This window comes from Pseudomonas sp. ATCC 43928, assembly GCF_005938665.2.
Lineage (GTDB): Bacteria > Pseudomonadota > Gammaproteobacteria > Pseudomonadales > Pseudomonadaceae > Aquipseudomonas.
In genome coordinates, this window is sequence record NZ_CP041753.1 from 5,704,841 (window position 1) to 5,724,793 (window position 19,953).

The following is a 19,953-nucleotide window of genomic DNA, read 5'->3' on the forward strand; positions in this document are numbered from 1 at the left end:
TTACCATCGCCGCACGTTTTCGGGCACGCGCATAAAAGAGAGAGGCCGGGATGTACATCTATCGCTTGGTCCTGCTCCTGGTAGTGGGGATTTATCTGTTCTCCCCGGCCATCATGGATTGGTGGATCGACGCCACTGGCGCCTGGTATCGCCCTTATTTGCTCTGGCTGATTCTGATCGTCGTGACCTTCATCCTGCAGAGCCAAAAAGATGCCGATGAGCTTTAGCCTGACCCAGATGATCCTGATCAGCGCCGCGTACCTGGCGGTGCTGTTCGGTGTGGCCTGGATCAGTGAACGGGGCATGATCCCCCGGGCGATCATTCGCCATCCGCTGACCTACACCCTGTCGCTGGGCGTTTATGCCAGTGCCTGGGCGTTTTACGGCACGGTGGGCCTGGCTTATCAGTACGGCTACGGTTTTCTGTCCAGCTACCTCGGGGTTTCCGGGGCGTTTCTGCTGGCGCCGGTGCTTTTGTACCCGATCCTGAAAATCACCCGCACTTACCAACTCTCATCGCTGGCCGACCTGTTCGCGTTCCGTTTCCGCAGCACCTGGGCCGGTGCGCTGACGACGATTTTCATGCTGGTCGGCGTGCTGCCGTTGCTGGCGTTGCAGATTCAGGCAGTGGCCGACTCCATCGGCATCCTCACCCGCGAGCCGGTGCAGCATCGCGTGGCCCTGAGTTTCTGCGCGCTGATTACGCTGTTCACGATTTTCTTCGGCTCGCGCCACATCGCCACCCGTGAGAAACATGAAGGCCTGGTGTTCGCAATCGCCTTCGAGTCGGTGATCAAGCTGATCGCGATTGGTGGCGTCGGCCTGTATGCGCTGTATGGCGTGTTCGACGGCCCGCAACAGCTGGAACTGTGGCTGCTGCAAAACCAGACCGCCCTCGCCGCCCTGCACACGCCACTGCAGGAAGGCCCATGGCGCACGCTGCTGCTGGTGTTCTTCGCCTCGGCGATCGTCATGCCGCACATGTACCACATGACCTTTACCGAAAACCTCAACCCGCGCTCGCTGGTCAGCGCGAGCTGGGGCTTGCCGCTGTTCCTGCTGCTGATGAGCCTGGCAGTGCCGTTGATTCTCTGGGCCGGGTTGAAACTCGGTGCCACCACCAATCCGGAATATTTCACCCTGGGCATCGGCATCGCCGCCAACAGCAAAGCCCTGGCGCTGCTGGCGTATGTCGGTGGATTGTCGGCAGCCAGCGGGCTGATCATCGTTACTACGCTGGCGCTGTCCGGGATGGCACTGAACCACTTGGTGCTGCCGCTCTATCAGCCACCGGCCGAGGGCAATATCTACCGCTGGCTGAAATGGACCCGCCGGGCACTGATCGTCGCGATCATCATGGCCGGCTACGGTTTCTACCTGATGCTGGGCGCGGAACAGGACCTGGCCAACCTCGGCATCGTCGCCTTCGTCGCCACGTTGCAGTTCCTGCCGGGCGTGTTGTCGGTGCTGTACTGGCCGACCGCCAACCGTCGCGGCTTCATCGCCGGCCTCCTGGCGGGGATTCTGGTGTGGCTGGTGACCATGCTGTTGCCGCTGGTCGGCAATCTGCAAGGCTTCTACATTCCGTTGCTGAACATGATTTACGTGCTGGACGACACCAGCTGGCACATGGCGGCGATTGCCTCGCTGGCCGCCAACGTGCTGATGTTCACCCTGATCTCACTGTTCACCAACGCCAGCCCCGAAGAGGCCAGCGCCGCCGAAGCCTGCGCGGTGGACAATGTTCGCCGCCCGCAACGCCGCGAACTGCATGCCGCCTCGCCTCAGGAATTCGCCACGCAACTGGCCAAACCGCTGGGTGCCAAGGCGGCGCAGAAAGAAGTCGAACAAGCGCTGCGTGACCTTTATCTGCCGTTCGACGAACGCCGGCCTTACGCCTTGCGTCGTTTGCGTGACCGTATCGAAGCCAACCTCTCCGGCCTGATGGGCCCGAGCGTGGCGCAGGACATGGTCGAAACCTTCCTGCCCTATAAGGCCGGCGGCGAAAACTACGTCACCGAAGACATCCACTTCATCGAAAGTCGCCTCGAGGATTACCACTCGCGCCTCACCGGCCTTGCCGCCGAACTCGATGCCCTGCGTCGCTACCACCGCCAAACCCTGCAGGAATTGCCGATGGGCGTGTGCTCGCTGGCCAAGGATCAGGAAATCCTCATGTGGAACAAAGCCATGGAGGAGCTGACCGGGATTGCCGCGCAGCGTGTGGTCGGTTCGCGCCTGAGCACCATTGCCGACCCGTGGAAAGAGCTGCTGCAAGGCTTCATCAATCTGCCGGACGAACACTTGCACAAGCAGCACCTGGCCCTCGATGGCCAGACCCGCTGGCTGAACCTGCACAAAGCGGCGATCGACGAACCGCTGGCACCGGGTAACAGCGGCCTGGTGCTGCTGGTGGAAGACCTGACCGAAACCCAGATGCTCGAAGACAAACTGGTGCACTCCGAGCGCCTGGCCAGCATTGGCCGACTGGCGGCCGGCGTGGCCCATGAAATCGGCAACCCGATCACCGGCATTGCCTGTCTCGCGCAGAACCTGCGCGAAGAACGTGAAGAAGACGCCGAACTCACGGAAATCAGCGGGCAGATCCTCGAGCAGACCAAACGCGTGTCACGCATCGTTCAGTCGCTGATGAGCTTCGCCCACGCGGGCGCTCATCAGCACAGCGACGAGCCCGTTTGTCTGGCGGAAGTGGCCCAGGATGCCATCGGCCTGCTGGCCTTGAACCGGCGCAATTTCGAAGTACAGTTCTACAACCTGTGCGACCCCGATCACTGGGTCGAAGGCGACCCGCAGCGGCTCGCCCAGGTATTGATCAATCTGCTCTCAAACGCCCGTGACGCCTCGCCTCCGGGCAGTGCAGTGCGCGTCAAGAGCGAAGCCGGCGAACACACGGTCGATCTGATCGTCGAAGACGAAGGCAGCGGTATTCCCTCGAGCATCATGGACCGACTGTTCGAACCCTTCTTCACCACCAAGGATCCTGGCGAAGGCACCGGTCTGGGCCTTGCACTGGTCTATTCCATCGTTGAAGAGCATTATGGACAAATCACCATCGACAGCCCGGCTGATGTTCAAAGCCAACGCGGCACCCGTATCCGGGTGACCTTACCGCGTCATGTCGAAGCGACGTCCGCTGTGAACTGAGACCGTCGAGAGTATCGAATCAATGCCGCACATTTTGATCGTCGAAGACGAAACAATTATCCGCTCCGCCTTGCGCCGTCTGCTGGAACGTAACCAGTACCAGGTCAGCGAAGCCGGATCCGTGCAGGAAGCACAAGAGCGTTTCAGCATTCCCACGTTTGACCTGATCGTCAGTGACCTGCGCCTGCCGGGCGCGCCGGGTACCGAGTTGATCAAACTCGGCCTGGGCACTCCGGTGCTGATCATGACCAGTTACGCCAGCCTGCGTTCGGCCGTCGACTCCATGAAAATGGGCGCGGTGGACTACATCGCCAAGCCTTTCGATCACGACGAGATGCTCCAGGCCGTCGCGCGAATCCTGCGTGACCGGCAATCGGCGCAAGCCAGCGGTGAGCCGGTTGTCGGCAAAGCGTCCAATGGCGCCGCAGCAAAAAGTGGTGTCGACAACAGCAACGGCGAAATCGGCATCATCGGCTCTTGCCCGCCGATGCAGGACCTGTACAGCAAAATCCGTAAAGTCGCGCCGACCGATTCCAATGTCCTGATCCAGGGCGAGTCCGGTACCGGTAAAGAACTGGTAGCACGTGCCCTGCACAACCTGTCCAAACGCGCCAAGGCGCCGATGATTTCGGTGAACTGCGCAGCCATCCCGGAAAGCCTGATCGAATCCGAACTGTTCGGCCACGAGAAAGGCGCGTTTACCGGCGCCAGCGCCGGGCGTGCCGGGTTGGTGGAAGCGGCTGACGGCGGCACCTTGTTCCTCGATGAAATCGGTGAACTGCCACTGGAAGCCCAGGCCCGCCTGTTACGCGTATTGCAGGAAGGTGAAATCCGCCGGGTTGGCTCGGTCCAGTCGCAGAAGGTCGATGTACGCCTGATCGCCGCGACCCACCGGGATCTCAAGAGCCTGGCGAAGATCGGCCAGTTCCGTGAAGACTTGTATTACCGCCTCCACGTGATCGCCCTGAAACTGCCGGCCCTGCGCGAGCGCGGTGCGGACGTCAATGAAATTGCCAATGCCTTCCTGGCGCGGCAGAGCGCGCGGGTCAACCGCACCGATCTGAAATTCGCCCTGGATGCCGAGCAAGCAATTCGGCATTACTCCTGGCCGGGTAACGTTCGCGAACTGGAAAACGCGGTCGAGCGCGCGGTGATTCTGTGCGAGAGCCCGGAGATTTCCGCCGAGCTGCTGGGCATCGACATCGAACTCAGCGATCTGGAAGACGACGATTTCATCGGCCTCGCGCCCCAGCAGGGCAACAGCGCCGGTAACACCAGCCACGAACCGACCGAAGATCTGTCCCTGGAAGACTACTTCCAGCACTTCGTGCTCGAGCATCAGGATCACATGACCGAAACCGAACTGGCCCGCAAGCTCGGTGTCAGTCGCAAATGCTTGTGGGAACGCCGTCAGCGCCTGGGCATCCCGCGGCGCAAGACCGGGGTGGCCAGCGAGAGCTGAACCGCGCCTGTCAGATGCGCGGGTAACACGTGACATTGTGGAAAAACTGTTACCTCAGCTTTTTCACGTAACAGAAGCCGGGGCTTACGGTAACGAAGCCCCGGTTTTTTTTGGCCTCGAAAAACACCATTAGCCCGCCTAACCCCTTGTTTTACTGGGCCTCACAAAAGTTGGCACGCACCCTGCTATATGTTCAGTACAAGAACAATAACAAGTAATGCACAAGACAATAAAAATAAGACGAATCGACTCACGCACAATAAAAACAAGACGGCGAGAGGCGTAGCTAACTGATTCTTTTGGAGAGGCGTTGCATTTGGGGCTTGCCCCGCAACCAGGCCGAGAATAATAAAAAACTGTCCCGAGACAGTGCCTGAACTGGTTGGATCACACGATCATAGCAACACAGCGACCAAAGCAATCCGTTTGCTCTTGGCTCCCGATTGGGAGGGTCATGAAGGAAAACTTCATGGCGAGGGCGCTCAACAAAAACAAGAAGCCCGAAACCAATAATAAAAATAGAGCACGCAACTACTTCTGGGGGAGCTTCGGCTCCCCTTGTGGTTTCTGGCGTTTGGCATTCTCTGCCTTGTAGCAGCTGCCGAGCAGTGCGAGGCTGCGTTCGACTGCGCAGCAGTCGCTAATACGGGCAACCGGTTCCTACTGACACACCGCAATTTCTGGTTTTACGACGGCTTCGCCGCCGAACGCAGGCTCGACAGCTGCTACAAAACCGCCCCTCAAGACATCTCCCTTCAAGCGCTTGCGCAGCTTCCTACACCATCCCCCGACTAAATGCTAGAATCCCGGCCCATCATGCGGTCATTCTTCGTTATGGCCGAACATTCCTTCAAACAGTGCATCCCATGCTGAAGAAGCTGTTCCAGTCATTCCGTTCTCCCCTGCGTCGTACGCAACACATCCGCAGCACGCCTGAAGTGCTCAATAGCGGCCAACATTCGCTGCAAAAGGCGCAATTCAGCCGTTACGCGGTCAACATCGTCGAACGCTTGCAGAACGCCGGTTACCAGGCTTACCTGGTCGGCGGCTGTGTGCGTGACATGCTGCTCGGCATCACGCCGAAAGATTTCGACGTCGCCACCAGTGCCACCCCTGAACAGGTACGGGCCGAATTCCGCAACGCGCGGATCATCGGTCGTCGCTTCAAACTGGTGCATATCCACTTTGGCCGCGAAATCATCGAAGTCGCGACCTTCCGCGCCAATCACCCGCAAAACGACGAGGACGAAGACAGCAACCAGTCTTCCCGCAACGAAAGCGGGCGCATCCTGCGCGATAACGTCTACGGCACCCTGGAAGAAGACGCGCAACGCCGCGACTTCACCATCAACGCCTTGTATTACGATCCGGTCAGTGAGCGCATTCTCGACTACGCCAATGGCGTACACGACATCCGCAATCACCTGATCCGCCTGATCGGTGATCCGAAGCAGCGCTACCAGGAGGACCCGGTGCGGATGCTGCGGGCCGTGCGTTTCGCCGCCAAGCTGAATTTCGGTATCGAGAAGCACAGCGCCCTGCCGATCCGCGATCTGGCACCGATGCTGCGCGAGATTCCATCGGCCCGTCTGTTCGAAGAAGTGCTCAAGCTGTTTCTCTCCGGCCACGCCGCGGACACCTTCGAGATGCTGGTCGACCTGCAGTTGTTCGATCCGCTGTTCCCGGCCAGTGCCGAGGCGCTGGAGTACAACCCGACGTACACCCACACGCTGATCAGTGAAGCACTGATCAACACGGACTTGCGGATCAAGCAGAACAAACCGGTCACCCCGGCGTTCCTGTTCGCCGCCCTGCTCTGGCCTGCCCTGCCGGCCCGCGTGCTGCGCTTGCAAGAACGTGGCATGCCGCCGATTCCGGCGATGCAGGAAGCGGCGCACGAGCTGATTGCCGAACAGTGCCAGCGTATTGCGATTCCGAAACGCTTCACCATGCCGATCCGCGAGATCTGGGACATGCAGGAGCGTCTGCCGCGCCGCAGCGGCAAGCGGGCCGACCTGTTGCTGGACAACCCGCGGTTCCGTGCCGGCTACGACTTCCTGCTGCTGCGCGAAAGCGCTGGCGAACAGACCGATGGCCTGGGCGAATGGTGGACCGACTATCAGGACGCCAACGACAGCGAACGTCGGGACATGATCCGCGAACTCAGCGGCAAGGACGACGGCAGCGGCGCTCCGCGCAAACGTCGCCGCAGTGGCGGCGCCAAACGCAAACGCGCTGCCGGCGCTTCGAGCACGACAGGCGAATAAGCCCATGGAACACATCTACATCGGCATGGGCAGCAATCTGGCTGACCCTGCCGAACAGTTGCGCAGCGCTGTCGAGTCCTTGGCACGCTTGCCGCAGACCGAACTGGTCGGTGTTTCCGGGTTTTATCAAAGCGACTCGCTGCTGCCCGGCCAACCGCGTTATACCAACGCGGTCGCCGCTCTCGACAGCCGCCTCGCGCCGCTGGAGCTGCTCGATGCCCTGCAAGCCATCGAGAACGGACAAGGCCGCCAGCGCCTTGAACGCTGGGGCCCGCGCACGCTGGATCTGGACATCGTGTTGTTCGGCGATCGACTGATCGACGAACCGCGCCTCAAAGTCCCTCACTATCACCTGCAGGAACGAGCCTTTGTGCTCTATCCGTTGGCCGAACTGGCACCGGCGGACTTGCGCCTGGCTGACGGCCGCACCCTCGCAGAATTACTCGCCGCCTGCCCGTTCGTCGGCCTGGAACGCCTCCCGGCAGCCTGAGTTGCCGCTTTTGACGATACAAGCCCATCGCAAATCTGCTGAATCGCATCAGTAACGTCGGTAACACCCCCCACGTAACAATGCGGTAACACATGCAATTGACTTCCCGGGTTCTCCTCACGACTATAGGCGTCCCGCTGCCGCCAACGCGGCGCTAAAGGGCGCAGTCCAGGCCTTACAAGCACCACGAAAGAGGGTGCGCCTGTATAAATGACGAATCACGCGCGTTACTCGCAGTAGTTTTCATAGCGCCTGTAATGAGGATTTTTTTCATGCCAGCCATCACCCTGACCACGCTCCAGAGCCTCAAGCAGACAGGTGAAAAGATCACCATGCTGACCTGCTATGACGCGACCTTCGCCCACGCCTGCAATGAGGCCGGGGTTGAAGTGCTGCTGGTGGGCGACTCCCTCGGCATGGTCTTGCAAGGTCACGACAGCACCCTGCCGGTGACCACTGCTGAAATGGCCTACCACGTGGCAGCCGTCAAACGCGGCAACACCGATGCCCTGATCCTCGCCGACCTGCCCTTCATGGCCTACGCCACCATTGAACAAACCATGACCAACAGCGCGCTGTTGATGCAGGCCGGTGCGCACATGGTCAAGGTTGAAGGGGCATTGTGGCTCGCGGACTCGATCCGTCTGCTGGCCGAACGCGGCATCCCGGTGTGCGCGCACATGGGGCTGACACCGCAATCGGTCAACATCCTCGGCGGCTATAAAGTCCAGGGCCGCAACGAGAACCAGGCGCGGCAGATGCGTGCCGACGCAATTTCCCTGGAACAGGCCGGCGCGGCCATGCTGCTGCTCGAATGCGTGCCGAGCGAATTGGCCGAAGAAATCAGCCAGGCGGTGAAGATCCCGGTGATTGGCATCGGCGCCGGCAGTGGCACCGACGGTCAGGTCCTTGTTCTGCACGACATGCTGGGCTTGTCCATGACCGGCCACGTGCCAAAGTTCGTGAAAAACTTCATGACCGACCAAACCAGCATTCAAGCAGCCTTGAGCGCTTACGTCACTGAAGTCAAAGCGGCGACTTTCCCTGGCATCGAACACGGATTCTCTGCATGAACACCGTAAAAACCGTACGCGAACTGCGGGCCGCGGTGGCCCGCGCCCGTAGCGAAGGCAAGCGCATCGGCTTTGTGCCGACCATGGGCAACCTGCACAGCGGGCATATCGCGCTGATTACCAAAGCCACCCAACGGGTGGATTTCGTGGTCGCGAGCATTTTCGTCAACCCGCTGCAATTCGGCGCCGGCGAAGACCTCGACAAATACCCGCGGACCCTGGCCGCCGATCAGGAGAAACTGCTCCAGGCCGGTTGCCATCTGCTGTTTGCCCCAACCGTCGAAGAAATGTACCCCGACGGCATGGCCGGCCAGACCCGCGTCAGCGTTCCGCAACTGTCTGAAGGCCTGTGCGGCGCCAGCCGTCCGGGGCATTTCGAAGGGGTGGCGACGGTAGTCAGCAAGCTGTTCAACATGGTCCAGCCGGACCTGGCGATCTTTGGCCAGAAAGACTTCCAGCAACTGGCGGTGATTCGCGCCCTGGTGCACGACCTGAACATGCCGATCCAGATCATCGGCGAACCGACCGTACGGGCCGCCGACGGTCTGGCGTTGTCGTCACGCAATGGTTTCCTCAGCGAAGAACAGCGGGCCATCGCACCAGAGGTCTATCGCACCCTGACCCGGATCAGCGACGCGATCAAACAGGGCGAGCGCGATTACCCGACGCTGATCAACGAGCAGATCAAGCAACTGGAAGCCGCTGGCCTGCGTCCGGATTACCTGGAAATTCGCCATGCCCTGACCTTGCGTCCGGCGACAGCGCAAGATCGGGATCTGGTGATTCTGGTGGCGGCGTTCCTCGGCACGACGCGGTTGATCGACAACCTGCATCTGAACCTCGACGCTGCGTCTTAACGGCAAAATCAAAAGATCGCAGCCTGCGGCAGCCCCTACACGGTCTCGCGGAGACCTTTAGGAGACGCCGCAGGCTCGGGCCGTGTTCGGACGATCTTTTGCGTTGTATTGCCGCCCACAAAGCCTTCGGGCAAACTGCCCCCCGTTCGATTCCGACCCGGGGAAACACTCATGCACGCCATCATGCTCAAGGCCAAGCTGCATCGCGCCGAAGTCACCCATGCTGTACTCGATTACGAAGGCTCTTGCGCCATCGACGGCGAATGGCTGGACCTGTCCGGCATCCGTGAGTACGAACAGATCCAGATCTACAACATCGACAACGGCGAACGCTTCACCACCTACGCGATTCGTGGCGAAGAAGGTTCGCGCATGATCTCGGTCAACGGTGCCGCGGCCCACAAGGCCAAGGTCGGCGACCGCGTGATCATCTGCGCTTACGCCCACTACAGCGAAGCCGAACTGCTCAACTTCAAGCCGCGCATGCTCTACATGGCGCCGGGCAACGAACTGAGCCACACCAGCAATGCCATTCCGGTTCAGGTCGCCTGACCGGACCGCCCCCCTGCCAGCTTTCCGTTTGTCGGACCGCTCCTGGTTAAATGTTAAAAAAGTACCGGGAGCAGGTCAGACAAAGTCAAGACAGATTGCAGCGCGAGGTTTACTGTATTCGCCCTGCGCCAGAAATCGTGTCGACGCAGTTGACCGGACGCCCACCCACAGCGCTCCGGGATTTTTAGTGTTCAAAAGGCCGTTCAAGTAAAAGGAAAACCGCAGCGATGGCGTATTACCGCACTCCTCACGACGTTACCGCTCTGCCCGCTTGGCAAGCGCTGAATGACCACCGCCAAGCCATGCAGGATTTCAGCATGCGCGAAGCCTTTAATGCCGATCCGCAGCGTTTTAATCAATTCACCCTCAGCAGCTGCGGCCTGTTTCTCGACTACTCGAAGAACCTGATCAACGCCGAGACCCGCAATCTGCTGGTGGGCCTGGCCAACGAAGTCGACCTCAAGGGCGCGATCAAAGCGCTGTTCTCGGGCGAAATCGTCAACGCTTCCGAAGGACGCCCGGCCCTGCACACCGCACTGCGCCGTCCGGTGGGCGACAAGCTGTCGGTCAACGGCGTCAACGTGATGCCCGACGTGCACAAAGTGCTGAACCAGATCACCGATCTCGTGGGCCGTATCCACGACGGTCTGTGGCGCGGTTACACCGAGAAGCCGATCACCGACGTTGTGAACATTGGCATCGGTGGCTCGTTCCTCGGCCCCGAGCTGGTGTCCGAAGCGCTGCTGTCCTACGCCCAGAAAGGCGTGCGTTGCCATTACCTGGCGAACATCGACGGCAGTGAATTCCACGAACTGACCATGAAGCTGCGCGCCGAGACCACGCTGTTCATCGTCTCGTCGAAATCCTTCAACACCCTCGAAACCCTGAAAAACGCCCAGGCCGCCCGCGCCTGGTACCTGGCTCAGGGCGGTTCGGAAGCCGAGCTGTACCGTCACTTCATTGCCGTCTCCAGCAACAACGCGGCGGCCGTGGCGTTCGGTATTCGTGAAGAGAACATCTTCCCGATGTGGGACTGGGTCGGCGGCCGTTACTCGCTGTGGTCGGCCATCGGTTTGCCAATTGCCCTGGCCATCGGCATGTCGAACTTCAAGGAACTGCTGTCCGGTGCATACACCATGGACCAGCATTTCCAGAGCGCGCCATTCGAACAGAACATGCCGGTATTGCTGGCATTGCTCGGCATCTGGTATGGCAACTTCTGGGGCGCGCAGAGCCACGCGATCCTGCCGTACGACCACTACCTGCGCAACATCACCAAGCACTTGCAACAGCTGGACATGGAATCCAACGGCAAGAGCGTGCGCCAGGACGGCACGCCAGTGTCCACCGATACCGGCCCAGTCATCTGGGGCGGCGTCGGCTGCAACGGTCAGCACGCTTACCACCAGTTGCTGCACCAGGGCACCCAACTGATCCCGGCCGACTTCATCGTGCCGATCGTCAGTTTCAACCCGGTGTCCGACCACCACCAGTGGCTGTACGCCAACTGCCTGTCGCAAAGCCAGGCATTGATGCTCGGCAAGACCCGCACCGAGGCTGAAGCCGAACTGCGTGACAAGGGTATGGCCGAGGATGAAGTGCAAAAGCTGGCTGCGCACAAGGTGATCCCGGGCAACCGTCCGAGCAACACCCTTGTGCTCGAACGCATCAGCCCGCGGCGTCTTGGCGCACTGGTGGCGTTGTACGAACACAAAGTCTTCGTGCAAAGCGTGGTCTGGGGCATCAATGCCTTCGACCAGTGGGGCGTGGAGTTGGGTAAAGAGCTGGGCAAAGGCGTCTATAACCGCCTGGTCGGCAGCGAAGAAACCCCGGCCGACGATGCTTCCACCCAAGGCCTGATCAACTACTTCCGCGGTCGTCACCGCGGGTGATAGGCTGAAGGGGCGGTTTACCCGCCCCTTCAACTTGCAGCACCGACAGTTCCACGGCACCGGGTTTACTGCAAAATCGGTGGCGTGCGCTATCACTGTAGGAGCGGCCGAAGGCTGCGATCTTTTGATCCTGGTTGTAAAAGACAAGATCAAAAGATCGCAGCCTTCGGCAGCTCCTACGAGGGTCGCGCAGCTCCCCTCTTGTCGCAAAACAAGAATAAGGAACCGTCATGTTCGATATCAGCACGTTCCCCAAAGCCGATGCCGTCCGCCGGGCTGCACAGTTGAGTCAGGACGACTACAAGCGCCTGTACCGTGAATCCATTGAACACCCCAGCACCTTCTGGGCCGAACAGGCCACACGGTTCCTCGACTGGAGCACGCCGTGGCAGACCGTTCAGCGGTACGACCTGAAAACCGGTGAAGCGAGCTGGTTCGCCGGCGGAAAGTTAAACGTCAGCTACAACTGCATCGATCGTCATCTGGAAAAGCGTGGCGATCAAACCGCGATCATCTGGGAAGGCGATGACCCCGCCGAATCCATCCAGATCACCTACAAAAAACTCCATCACAACGTCTGTCGACTGGCCAACGTGCTCAAAAGCCGTGGCGTGAAGAAAGGCGACCGCGTGTGCATCTACATGCCGATGATCCCCGAAGCCGCCTACGCCATGCTCGCCTGTGCGCGGATCGGCGCGATTCATTCGGTGGTGTTCGGCGGATTCTCCCCGGACTCACTGCGTGACCGGATCCTCGACGCCGACTGCCGCACCGTAATCACCGCCGATGAAGGCGTGCGCGGCGGTAAATTCGTGCCGCTCAAACAGAACGTCGACAAGGCCCTGCAAAGTTGCCCGCACGTCAGCAGTGTGATCGTGGTCGAGCACACCCAAAACCAGGTGAATTGGGTTGAAGACCGCGACCTCTGGTATCACCAGGCCCTGCGCGATGTCGGTGACGATTGCCCGCCAGAGCCGATGGACGCCGAAGACCCGCTGTTTATCCTCTACACCTCCGGCAGCACCGGCAAACCCAAAGGCGTGCTGCACACCACCGGCGGCTACCTGCTGCAAGCGGCAATGACCTTCAAATACGTGCTCGACTATCGCGACGGTGAAGTCTTCTGGTGCACCGCCGATGTCGGCTGGGTCACCGGCCACAGCTACATTGTCTATGGGCCGCTGGCCAATGGCGCGACCACGCTGATCTTCGAAGGCGTACCGAGCTACCCCAGCACCTCGCGCTTCTGGCAGGTGATCGACAAGCACCACGTCAACATCTTCTACACCGCCCCGACCGCCCTGCGCGCGTTGATGCGTGAAGGTCCCGGGCCGTTGAAGGAAACATCCCGCGAGAGCCTGCGCTTACTCGGTACTGTCGGTGAGCCGATTAACCCGGAAGCCTGGGAGTGGTACTTCAATACAGTCGGCGAGCAACGCTGCCCGATTGTCGATACCTGGTGGCAGACCGAAACCGGCGGCATCATGCTCAGCCCGCTGGTCAGCACCCAACGGGTCAAACCCGGTTGCGCCACCCAACCGATGTTCGGTGTGCAACCGGTGTTGCTCGATGAGCACGGCAAAGAAATCAAAGGCGCCGGCAGCGGCGTGCTGGCCATCAAGTCCAGCTGGCCGGCGCAGATCCGCAGCGTCTACGGCGATCCGAAACGGATGGTCGAAACCTACTTCAAGCCCTACCCCGGCTACTACTTCACCGGCGATGGCGCACGCCGCGACGAGGACGGCGATTACTGGATCACCGGGCGCATCGACGACGTGATTAACGTCTCCGGGCACCGCATCGGCACCGCCGAAGTGGAGAGCGCGCTGGTGCTGCACGACAGCATTGCCGAGGCCGCCGTGGTCGGTTACCCCCATGACATCAAAGGCCAGGGCATCTACGCCTTCGTCACACCCATGAACGGCGTCGACCCCAACGACGATCTGAAGAAAGAACTGCTGGCCCATGTCAGCCAGGAAATCGGCAGCTTCGCCAAACCGGACTTGATCCAGTGGGCCCCGGCCCTGCCGAAAACCCGTTCGGGCAAGATCATGCGACGGATCCTGCGCAAGATCGCCTGCAACGAACTGGACAGCCTCGGCGACACCTCGACCCTCGCCGACCCGAGCGTGGTGCAAGGGCTGATTGATCAACGCCTGAACCAATAATGTTGCGCGCGGCCACCGGCCGCGCTGTGAGGCTTATTGTGGCGAGGGGGCTTGCCCCCGTTGGGCAGCGAAGCGGCCCAAAAAACTTGGCGCTCCCTCGAATTTTTGCCAGTGCTGCGCACTGGAACGGGGGCAAGCCCCCTCGCCACAGTGTTAAACTCCCGCGCCCTCAATTCCCTCCAGCAAGGCGCCCAGCATGTCTTCCTTGAATCAGGCGCTGTGCGCCGCCCTTGACCGTCGCCAGGACCTGCTCGCCGAGCTGCATCAGCAAGGCACCGATTGCTATCGCCTGTTCCACGGCAGCCAGGAAGGTGCCGGCGGCTTGACCATCGACCGCTATGGCCCGCAACTGCTGGTGCAAAGCTTTCATCAGTCACTGGAGCGTGACGCCCTGCTGCAATTGCACGAAATCGTCAATCAACAGCTTGGCCTCGATAGCCTGCTGGTCTACAACGACCGCTCCCGCGGCAACTCGCGCATCGACCGCGAAGACACTGTGTACCGCGCCGACGAGGCCGCCCTGCAAGACTTGATCGGCCACGAATGGGGGCTGAACTACCGGGTTCGCGGGCGCCATGCCGGCCAGGATCCGTTGCTGTTTCTCGACCTGCGCAACGCCCGCGGCTGGGTCAAGGCGCACAGCAAAAACAAAAGTGTGCTGAACCTGTTTGCCTACACCTGTGGCGTCGGTCTCTGCGCTGCGGCCGGTGGTGCCAGCGAGGTGTGCAACCTGGACTTTGCCGAAGGCAACCTGGCGGTCGGCCGCGAAAACGGTCTGCTCAACCCGCAATTGCCGACCATGGAGTTCATCCAGTCCGATTACTTCCCGGCGATTCGTCAATTGGCCGGCCTGCCGATCAGCCAGCGTCGCGGGCAAAAACTGCCGAGCTATCAGCGCCTGGAGCCGCGTCAATATGATCTGGTACTGCTCGATCCACCGGCCTGGGCCAAGAGTGCTTTCGGCACGGTCGATCTGTTGCGCGATTACCAGAGCCTGCTCAAACCGGCGCTGCTGACCACTGCCGACAATGGCGTGTTGATCTGCTGCAACAACCTGGCGAAGGTCAGCATGGACGATTGGCGCGAACAGGTGCTGCGCTGCGCAGAGAAGGCCGGACGCCCGGTGCGTGAGTGGACAGCGCTGACACCGGGCAGCGACTTTCCGTCGACGGACCAACAACCGCCGCTGAAAACGCTGATCCTGCAGCTCTGAAAATCCACACCCATTATCAGACAACGCCTATAAAGCGTGATTGCTTCGGAACCGCAAACGCATGCCATACTCCAAGGCACTCCGATTCCGACAGATGAAGCCACACATGCCCAAAGGATTGATCCGCGCTATCGGCGCCTTGTTAACAGCCCTGGCCCTTTACAGCCTGCTGGGGTTTCTGATTTTGCCGGGCATCGCGTTGCGGGTTGCCAACCAGCAATTGGCCAACTACGCCATGACGCCCGCGACAATTTCGCGGATCGAACTCAACCCGTTCAGCCTTGAAGTAACCCTTTGGGGCCTGATCATCGGCGAGCCGGGCAAGGAACAAGTGGGCTTCGAACGCCTGTACGCCAACTTGCAGATCGACAGCCTGTGGACCAAGGCGCTGCACCTGTCCGATATCGAACTGGACAAACCCAAGACCGAAATACGCTTCGGCAAGGACGGCCAGCTCAATCTTCTCGGGCTGTTCAAAATCCCCGCCAGCGAACCGACCCCGGTCGACCCGAACGCCAAACCCTTCCCGCTGCGCGTGGAGCGGATCAAACTGGCCGGCGGCTACGTGCATTTCGAAGATGCCCGGCCCAGCGAGCCCATCGAATTCCTCTACGACAAACTCGATTTCGAGCTGAAGAACCTCAGTACCCTGCCCGACGACAACGCCGACATGACCCTGGTCGCGGTCGGCCCCGCCGGCGGGCAGATCGACTGGACCGGCAATTTCAGCCTGAGCCCGATCGCCTCTGAAGGTAAGCTGAAAATCACCGATGGCAAGATGAAGTCCTTCTGGCCCTATGTGCGCGATGCTGTGCCACTGGTCCTGGAAAACGGCGTCCTGAACCTGAGCACCGACTACAAACTCAATCTGAACAAAGGCACCGAACTGCTGCTGGACAACGTCGTCGTCAGCGTCGCGCCTTTCGCCATCAAGGCGCCGGACGGCCGACCTCTGGTGAAGCTCGAACGACTGGACGTCAGCGACACCACCGTGGATCTGGCCAAGCAGCAAGTGGTGGTCGGCAAGATCCGCAGCCAGAAACTGGAAACCTGGGCAGCCCTCGAAGCCGATGGGCAACTCGATTGGCAAAAACTGTTCGCCAGCCAGCCGTCCAAACAGGCGGCCAAAGCCAACGCCGAACCCACCAACACACCCGCGGCAGCCGATTCACCGAAGCCCGAACCGACCGCGCCGAGCAAGCCCTGGCAGGTGCTGCTCAAAGACGTGCAACTGCATAATTATCAGGTGCATCTGGCCGACCGTAAGGCACAACCCGCCGTAGCGCTGGAGCTCGGCCCGCTGAACCTGGACCTGCAGAATTTCGACAGCCTCAACGGCTCCCCTTTCAACCTCAAGCTCGACACGGGCGTGGGCAAGCAAGGCAAGATCATGGCGGACGGCACGGTCAATCTGGCCCCGATCAGCGCCAAACTGAACGTGCAGACCAGGGATATCGACCTGCGCGTCGCCCAGTCCTACATCAATCCGTTCATTCGCCTCGAACTGCGTAGCGGCATGCTGGGCAGTGATCTGGCGGTTGACTTGAAAAGCACCGAGCCCCTGGCGTTCAGCGTTACAGGTAAAGCCCAGATCGATCAGTTACATACCCTCGACACTCTGAAAACCCGTGACTTCCTCAAGTGGCAACAGTTGGCGCTCGAAGGCCTGAACTATCAGCACGGCGACAGCCTGTCGATCGACAAGGTCAATCTGTTCCAGCCCTATGCCCGCTTCATGATCAACGATGACCGCACCACCAACATCGATGACCTGCTGATCCCGCAACCGGCCGACTCCGGCGCCACAACGACCACAACTGCCGCAGCCAAACCGGCAGCCGGAAACGAAAAACCACTGGGCATCCACATTGGCAGCATCGCCATCAATGACGGTTCGGCAAACTTCGCCGACTTCAGCCTGACACCGAACTTCGCCACGGCCGTCCAACAACTGAACGGGCAGATCGGCACCATCGACAGCCGCCACGTAAAACCGGCCAACGTCGACGTCAAAGGCAAGGTCGACCGCTATGCACCGGTGACCATCAAGGGCTCGGTCAACCCGTTCGACCCGATGGCCAGTCTGGACATCGCTACCAGTTTCAGACGGGTGGAACTGACGACCCTGACGCCTTATTCCGGCAAGTTCGCCGGTTACCGCATCCGCAAGGGCCGGCTCAATCTGGATCTGCATTACAAGATCACCAACGGTCAGCTCCTGGCCGAAAACAAAGTGGTGGTCGAGCAGCTGCAACTGGGTGAAAAGGTCGACAGTCCGGATGCAGTGAGCCTGCCGCTGAAACTGGCGATTGCCTTGCTCAAGGATGTCGACGGCAAGATTTCCATCGAACTGCCGGTGAGCGGCGACCTGAACAACCCGCAGTTCAGCATCATGCCGATCATCTGGCAGACCCTGCGCAATCTGATCGTGAAGGCGGCCGCGGCGCCGTTCAAAATGATTGGCGGGCTGGTCAGCGGCGGCGGTTCAGAGGAGCTGGGCACCGTGGCGTTTGCACCAGGTTCGAGCGACTTGAGCAAGGAAGCCGAAACGACACTGATAAAACTGTCCCAGGCGCTCAAGGAGCGTCCGGCCCTGCGCCTGGAAATCGAAGGCACTGCCGCCAAGAGCAGCGACGGCCCACTGCTCGCCGAGCAACGCCTGGAACGGGAATACCAGTACAACTACTACAAAATGCTCCAGCGCCGCGGTGACAAAGTGCCGGCCCAGGCCTCCATGCTGGAAGTGCCGGACAGCGAGAAAGGCCCGCTGCTCGAAGGAATCTACCGCACACGCCTCAAGATCCAGCCGCCCGCGGAATGGAAGGATCTGGGCAAGGAAGAACGCAGCAAAAAAATGCGCGAAAGCGTGATCGGCTTCTGGAGCTCCAGCGAGGTTCTGTTGCGTCAGCTGGGCCAGGAACGGGCCAGCAGCATCAAGGACTACCTGGTGGACAAAGGGCAGTTGGCCGACGACCGCGTGTACTTCATCGACGCCAACCTCGGTGAGGCCGAAAGCGATGGCCGCGTGGTGACGGCCTTGCATCTGGATGCCGAATGATGGGCGCGCAATGGCTTATGAGCCTGGCCCTGGTATTGGCTGCCGGCCAAGCTGCGGCGGCCGATACCCTGCGCTGCGGCAGTCAATTGATCAGCGTCGGGGACAGGTCCAGCGAAGTGCTGCAAAAATGCGGAGAGCCCGTCGCCCGCGACCTGCTTGGCTACAAGCGCAGCGCCAATCGACGGGAAGAGTTTCAGGTCGAGGAATGGACCTACGGGCCCAACGGCGGGATGTACCAGTACCTGCGCTTTGAAGGAAACCGGTTGGTTCAAATCACCAGCAAGCGCGGTAACTGAACTCGCCCCCACAGTTTTTGGCGTTGCTCCCAATAGAACAGGCCCCGACACGAATGTCGGGGCCTGTAACGGCCACGTCCATATGGCCTTTCGCATGAACTCTCAAAAAGCGACAGACGTATGACCTGGCCCGCCTGCCGCATCTTCTCCCGGTCCAGGCGAGAAGCCTTGCCTTACTCGGCTTTCAGGCCGTCAGCGGACACCGCTTTGACGCCTTTGATTTTCTTGGCAATGGCCACGGCGGTGGCTTTCTGAGCTTCAGTCACCGCAACAGTGGACGACAGCGACACGACGCCTTTGTTGGTTTCGACTTTGATGTCGGTGCCAGGGATGCCTTTTTCAGTCACCAGGTCTGCTTTGACTTTGGTCGTGATCCAGGTATCGGAAGTAGCTTCCTTGGCTTTGGTCACTTCACCGGCAGCCAGCGTCATGGGAGCCTGGGTGGTATGGCTGGTCTGGGCGAATGCAGCGTTGGCCATCGTCAGGGTCAGCGCGGTAGCAGTAGCGGCAGCGATAGCGAACTTTTTCATACGAGTAACTCCTGTTCTTCTGGAAAGTCTGCTGCGTGTCGTCTTGTCAGCAGGGTTACCAGAGAGAGTGCGAACGCTGTGCCAACTAGCAACCAAAAAACAAATACCTATAAATCAACAACTTAATAAAAATGACAACTTTCGAAATCATGCAAAATGCATGAGTGCGACATTATCTACATGCAAGTTGCGGGTTTTAACGCAGGCCTAAGGGCATGAATTGTCGGGGGTTTTCGTGATCATCCGAATCGCCCCCCGCCCAAATGACCAACAAAAATGCCCCGCGTCGTGAGAAGCGGGGCATCGTTTATGCCGGGTGATATGGATCAGGTACCGGTGCAGCCTTTAGGTGCGTACTCTTGTAGAGCCGTGGTGGCGCATGTCCAGCCACCGGCGAGGGTACGCGAAAGCGTAATGGTCTTGCTGAGCACAGGCCCTGGAGCATTGAGGATCGTGCAGGCAATAGTGCCCACACCGGTAGCGGTGGTACCCGATGCCGTAATCGTGCAGTTACCTGTAGTCGCCGTACCGCCGATCAAAGCGAGGGTAGGATCTGTACCCTGATTCATAATGTCTTCAAAAGGCACCTTCAGTGCCGAGATTTCTGCAAGCGCAGCGGTAACTTTCGCCCGTGATTGGTACTTCGAATACTGCGGCAACGCAAACGTCGCCAGAATCCCGATGATCGCCACCACGATCAGCAGTTCGATCAGGGTAAAACCATTTTGATTTTTCATAGACAGGCTCCATGCATGAGTCGAAATCTCATGATCTGTAGAGGGTGCAGCACAGGTCATGCCAAGTCGTATGCGTCCCTGCAGACTGGGCTCGGGATCACGACAAAGACCTTTCGTACCCCCAGGATCCGCACTTTCTGACATTTTTTGTCACCTCACCTCGGCTGGTTTGGTTCCACTGTTTGACTAGGCT

15 protein-coding genes are annotated in these 19,953 nt (G+C 59.9%); 13 read left to right on the forward strand and 2 right to left on the reverse strand.

The window, feature by feature from the left end:
* Positions 1-50 precede the first annotated feature (50 nt).
* From FFH90_RS26240 to FFH90_RS26305, 13 genes are all read left to right on the forward strand, one after another.
* Positions 51-227 (forward strand): hypothetical protein, encoded by a 177-nt coding sequence (locus tag FFH90_RS26240; protein WP_003176118.1) that lies wholly within the window; start codon positions 51-53, stop codon positions 225-227.
* Positions 211-3,165 carry a sensor histidine kinase gene (locus tag FFH90_RS26245; protein ID WP_026286733.1) on the forward strand — a complete coding sequence of 985 codons (2,955 nt, stop codon included), beginning with the start codon at positions 211-213 and terminating at the stop codon, positions 3,163-3,165. Before FFH90_RS26240 ends, FFH90_RS26245 begins: the two co-directional genes overlap by 17 nt.
* 22 nt (positions 3,166-3,187) lie before the next feature.
* On the forward strand, positions 3,188-4,627 hold the full coding sequence (locus tag FFH90_RS26250; protein ID WP_018930202.1) for a sigma-54 dependent transcriptional regulator: 1,440 nt from the start codon (positions 3,188-3,190) through the stop codon (positions 4,625-4,627).
* An 866-nt stretch (positions 4,628-5,493) separates the two neighbouring features.
* Positions 5,494-6,894, forward strand: coding sequence for a polynucleotide adenylyltransferase PcnB (locus FFH90_RS26260; protein ID WP_018930200.1), 1,401 nt, complete (start codon positions 5,494-5,496; stop codon positions 6,892-6,894).
* Positions 6,895-6,898: 4 nt separating this feature from the next.
* On the forward strand, positions 6,899-7,384 hold the full coding sequence (folK, locus tag FFH90_RS26265; protein WP_138866317.1) for a 2-amino-4-hydroxy-6-hydroxymethyldihydropteridine diphosphokinase: 486 nt from the start codon (positions 6,899-6,901) through the stop codon (positions 7,382-7,384).
* Between the two features lie 272 nt (positions 7,385-7,656).
* Positions 7,657-8,457, forward strand: a complete 801-nt coding sequence (panB, locus tag FFH90_RS26270) for a 3-methyl-2-oxobutanoate hydroxymethyltransferase (RefSeq protein ID WP_138866318.1) — start codon at positions 7,657-7,659, stop codon at positions 8,455-8,457.
* Entirely contained in the window at positions 8,454-9,314 is an 861-nt protein-coding gene (gene panC / locus FFH90_RS26275) for a pantoate--beta-alanine ligase (protein WP_138866319.1), read from the forward strand. Before panB ends, panC begins: the two co-directional genes overlap by 4 nt.
* Before the next feature lie 171 nt (positions 9,315-9,485).
* Positions 9,486-9,866, forward strand: coding sequence for an aspartate 1-decarboxylase (gene panD, locus FFH90_RS26280; RefSeq protein WP_008153310.1), 381 nt, complete (start codon positions 9,486-9,488; stop codon positions 9,864-9,866).
* Positions 9,867-10,093: 227 nt separating this feature from the next.
* The gene (gene pgi / locus FFH90_RS26285) at positions 10,094-11,758 is read left to right on the forward strand and encodes a glucose-6-phosphate isomerase (RefSeq protein WP_064620373.1); all 1,665 of its coding nucleotides are present in this window, start codon (positions 10,094-10,096) and stop codon (positions 11,756-11,758) included.
* A 230-nt stretch (positions 11,759-11,988) separates the two neighbouring features.
* Positions 11,989-13,926 (forward strand): acetate--CoA ligase, encoded by a 1,938-nt coding sequence (gene acs / locus FFH90_RS26290; RefSeq protein WP_111454255.1) that lies wholly within the window; start codon positions 11,989-11,991, stop codon positions 13,924-13,926.
* 196 nt (positions 13,927-14,122) lie between these two features.
* Positions 14,123-15,139, forward strand: a complete 1,017-nt coding sequence (locus FFH90_RS26295) for a class I SAM-dependent rRNA methyltransferase (protein ID WP_064620380.1) — start codon at positions 14,123-14,125, stop codon at positions 15,137-15,139.
* A 61-nt stretch (positions 15,140-15,200) separates the two neighbouring features.
* Positions 15,201-18,197 carry a DUF748 domain-containing protein gene (locus tag FFH90_RS26300; protein ID WP_178114258.1) on the forward strand — a complete coding sequence of 999 codons (2,997 nt, stop codon included), beginning with the start codon at positions 15,201-15,203 and terminating at the stop codon, positions 18,195-18,197.
* Positions 18,197-18,493 carry a DUF2845 domain-containing protein gene (locus FFH90_RS26305; protein ID WP_064620386.1) on the forward strand — a complete coding sequence of 99 codons (297 nt, stop codon included), beginning with the start codon at positions 18,197-18,199 and terminating at the stop codon, positions 18,491-18,493. Before FFH90_RS26300 ends, FFH90_RS26305 begins: the two co-directional genes overlap by 1 nt.
* Positions 18,494-18,666: 173 nt before the next feature.
* On the opposite strand, the gene FFH90_RS26310 is transcribed toward FFH90_RS26305, so the two are convergent.
* Both FFH90_RS26310 and FFH90_RS26315 read right to left on the reverse strand, forming a co-directional pair.
* Entirely contained in the window at positions 18,667-19,023 is a 357-nt protein-coding gene (locus tag FFH90_RS26310) for a BON domain-containing protein (protein ID WP_064620389.1), read from the reverse strand.
* A 326-nt stretch (positions 19,024-19,349) separates the two neighbouring features.
* Positions 19,350-19,760 carry a pilin gene (locus tag FFH90_RS26315; RefSeq protein ID WP_019650990.1) on the reverse strand — a complete coding sequence of 137 codons (411 nt, stop codon included), beginning with the start codon at positions 19,758-19,760 and terminating at the stop codon, positions 19,350-19,352.
* Between the last annotated feature and the right edge of the window lie 193 nt (positions 19,761-19,953).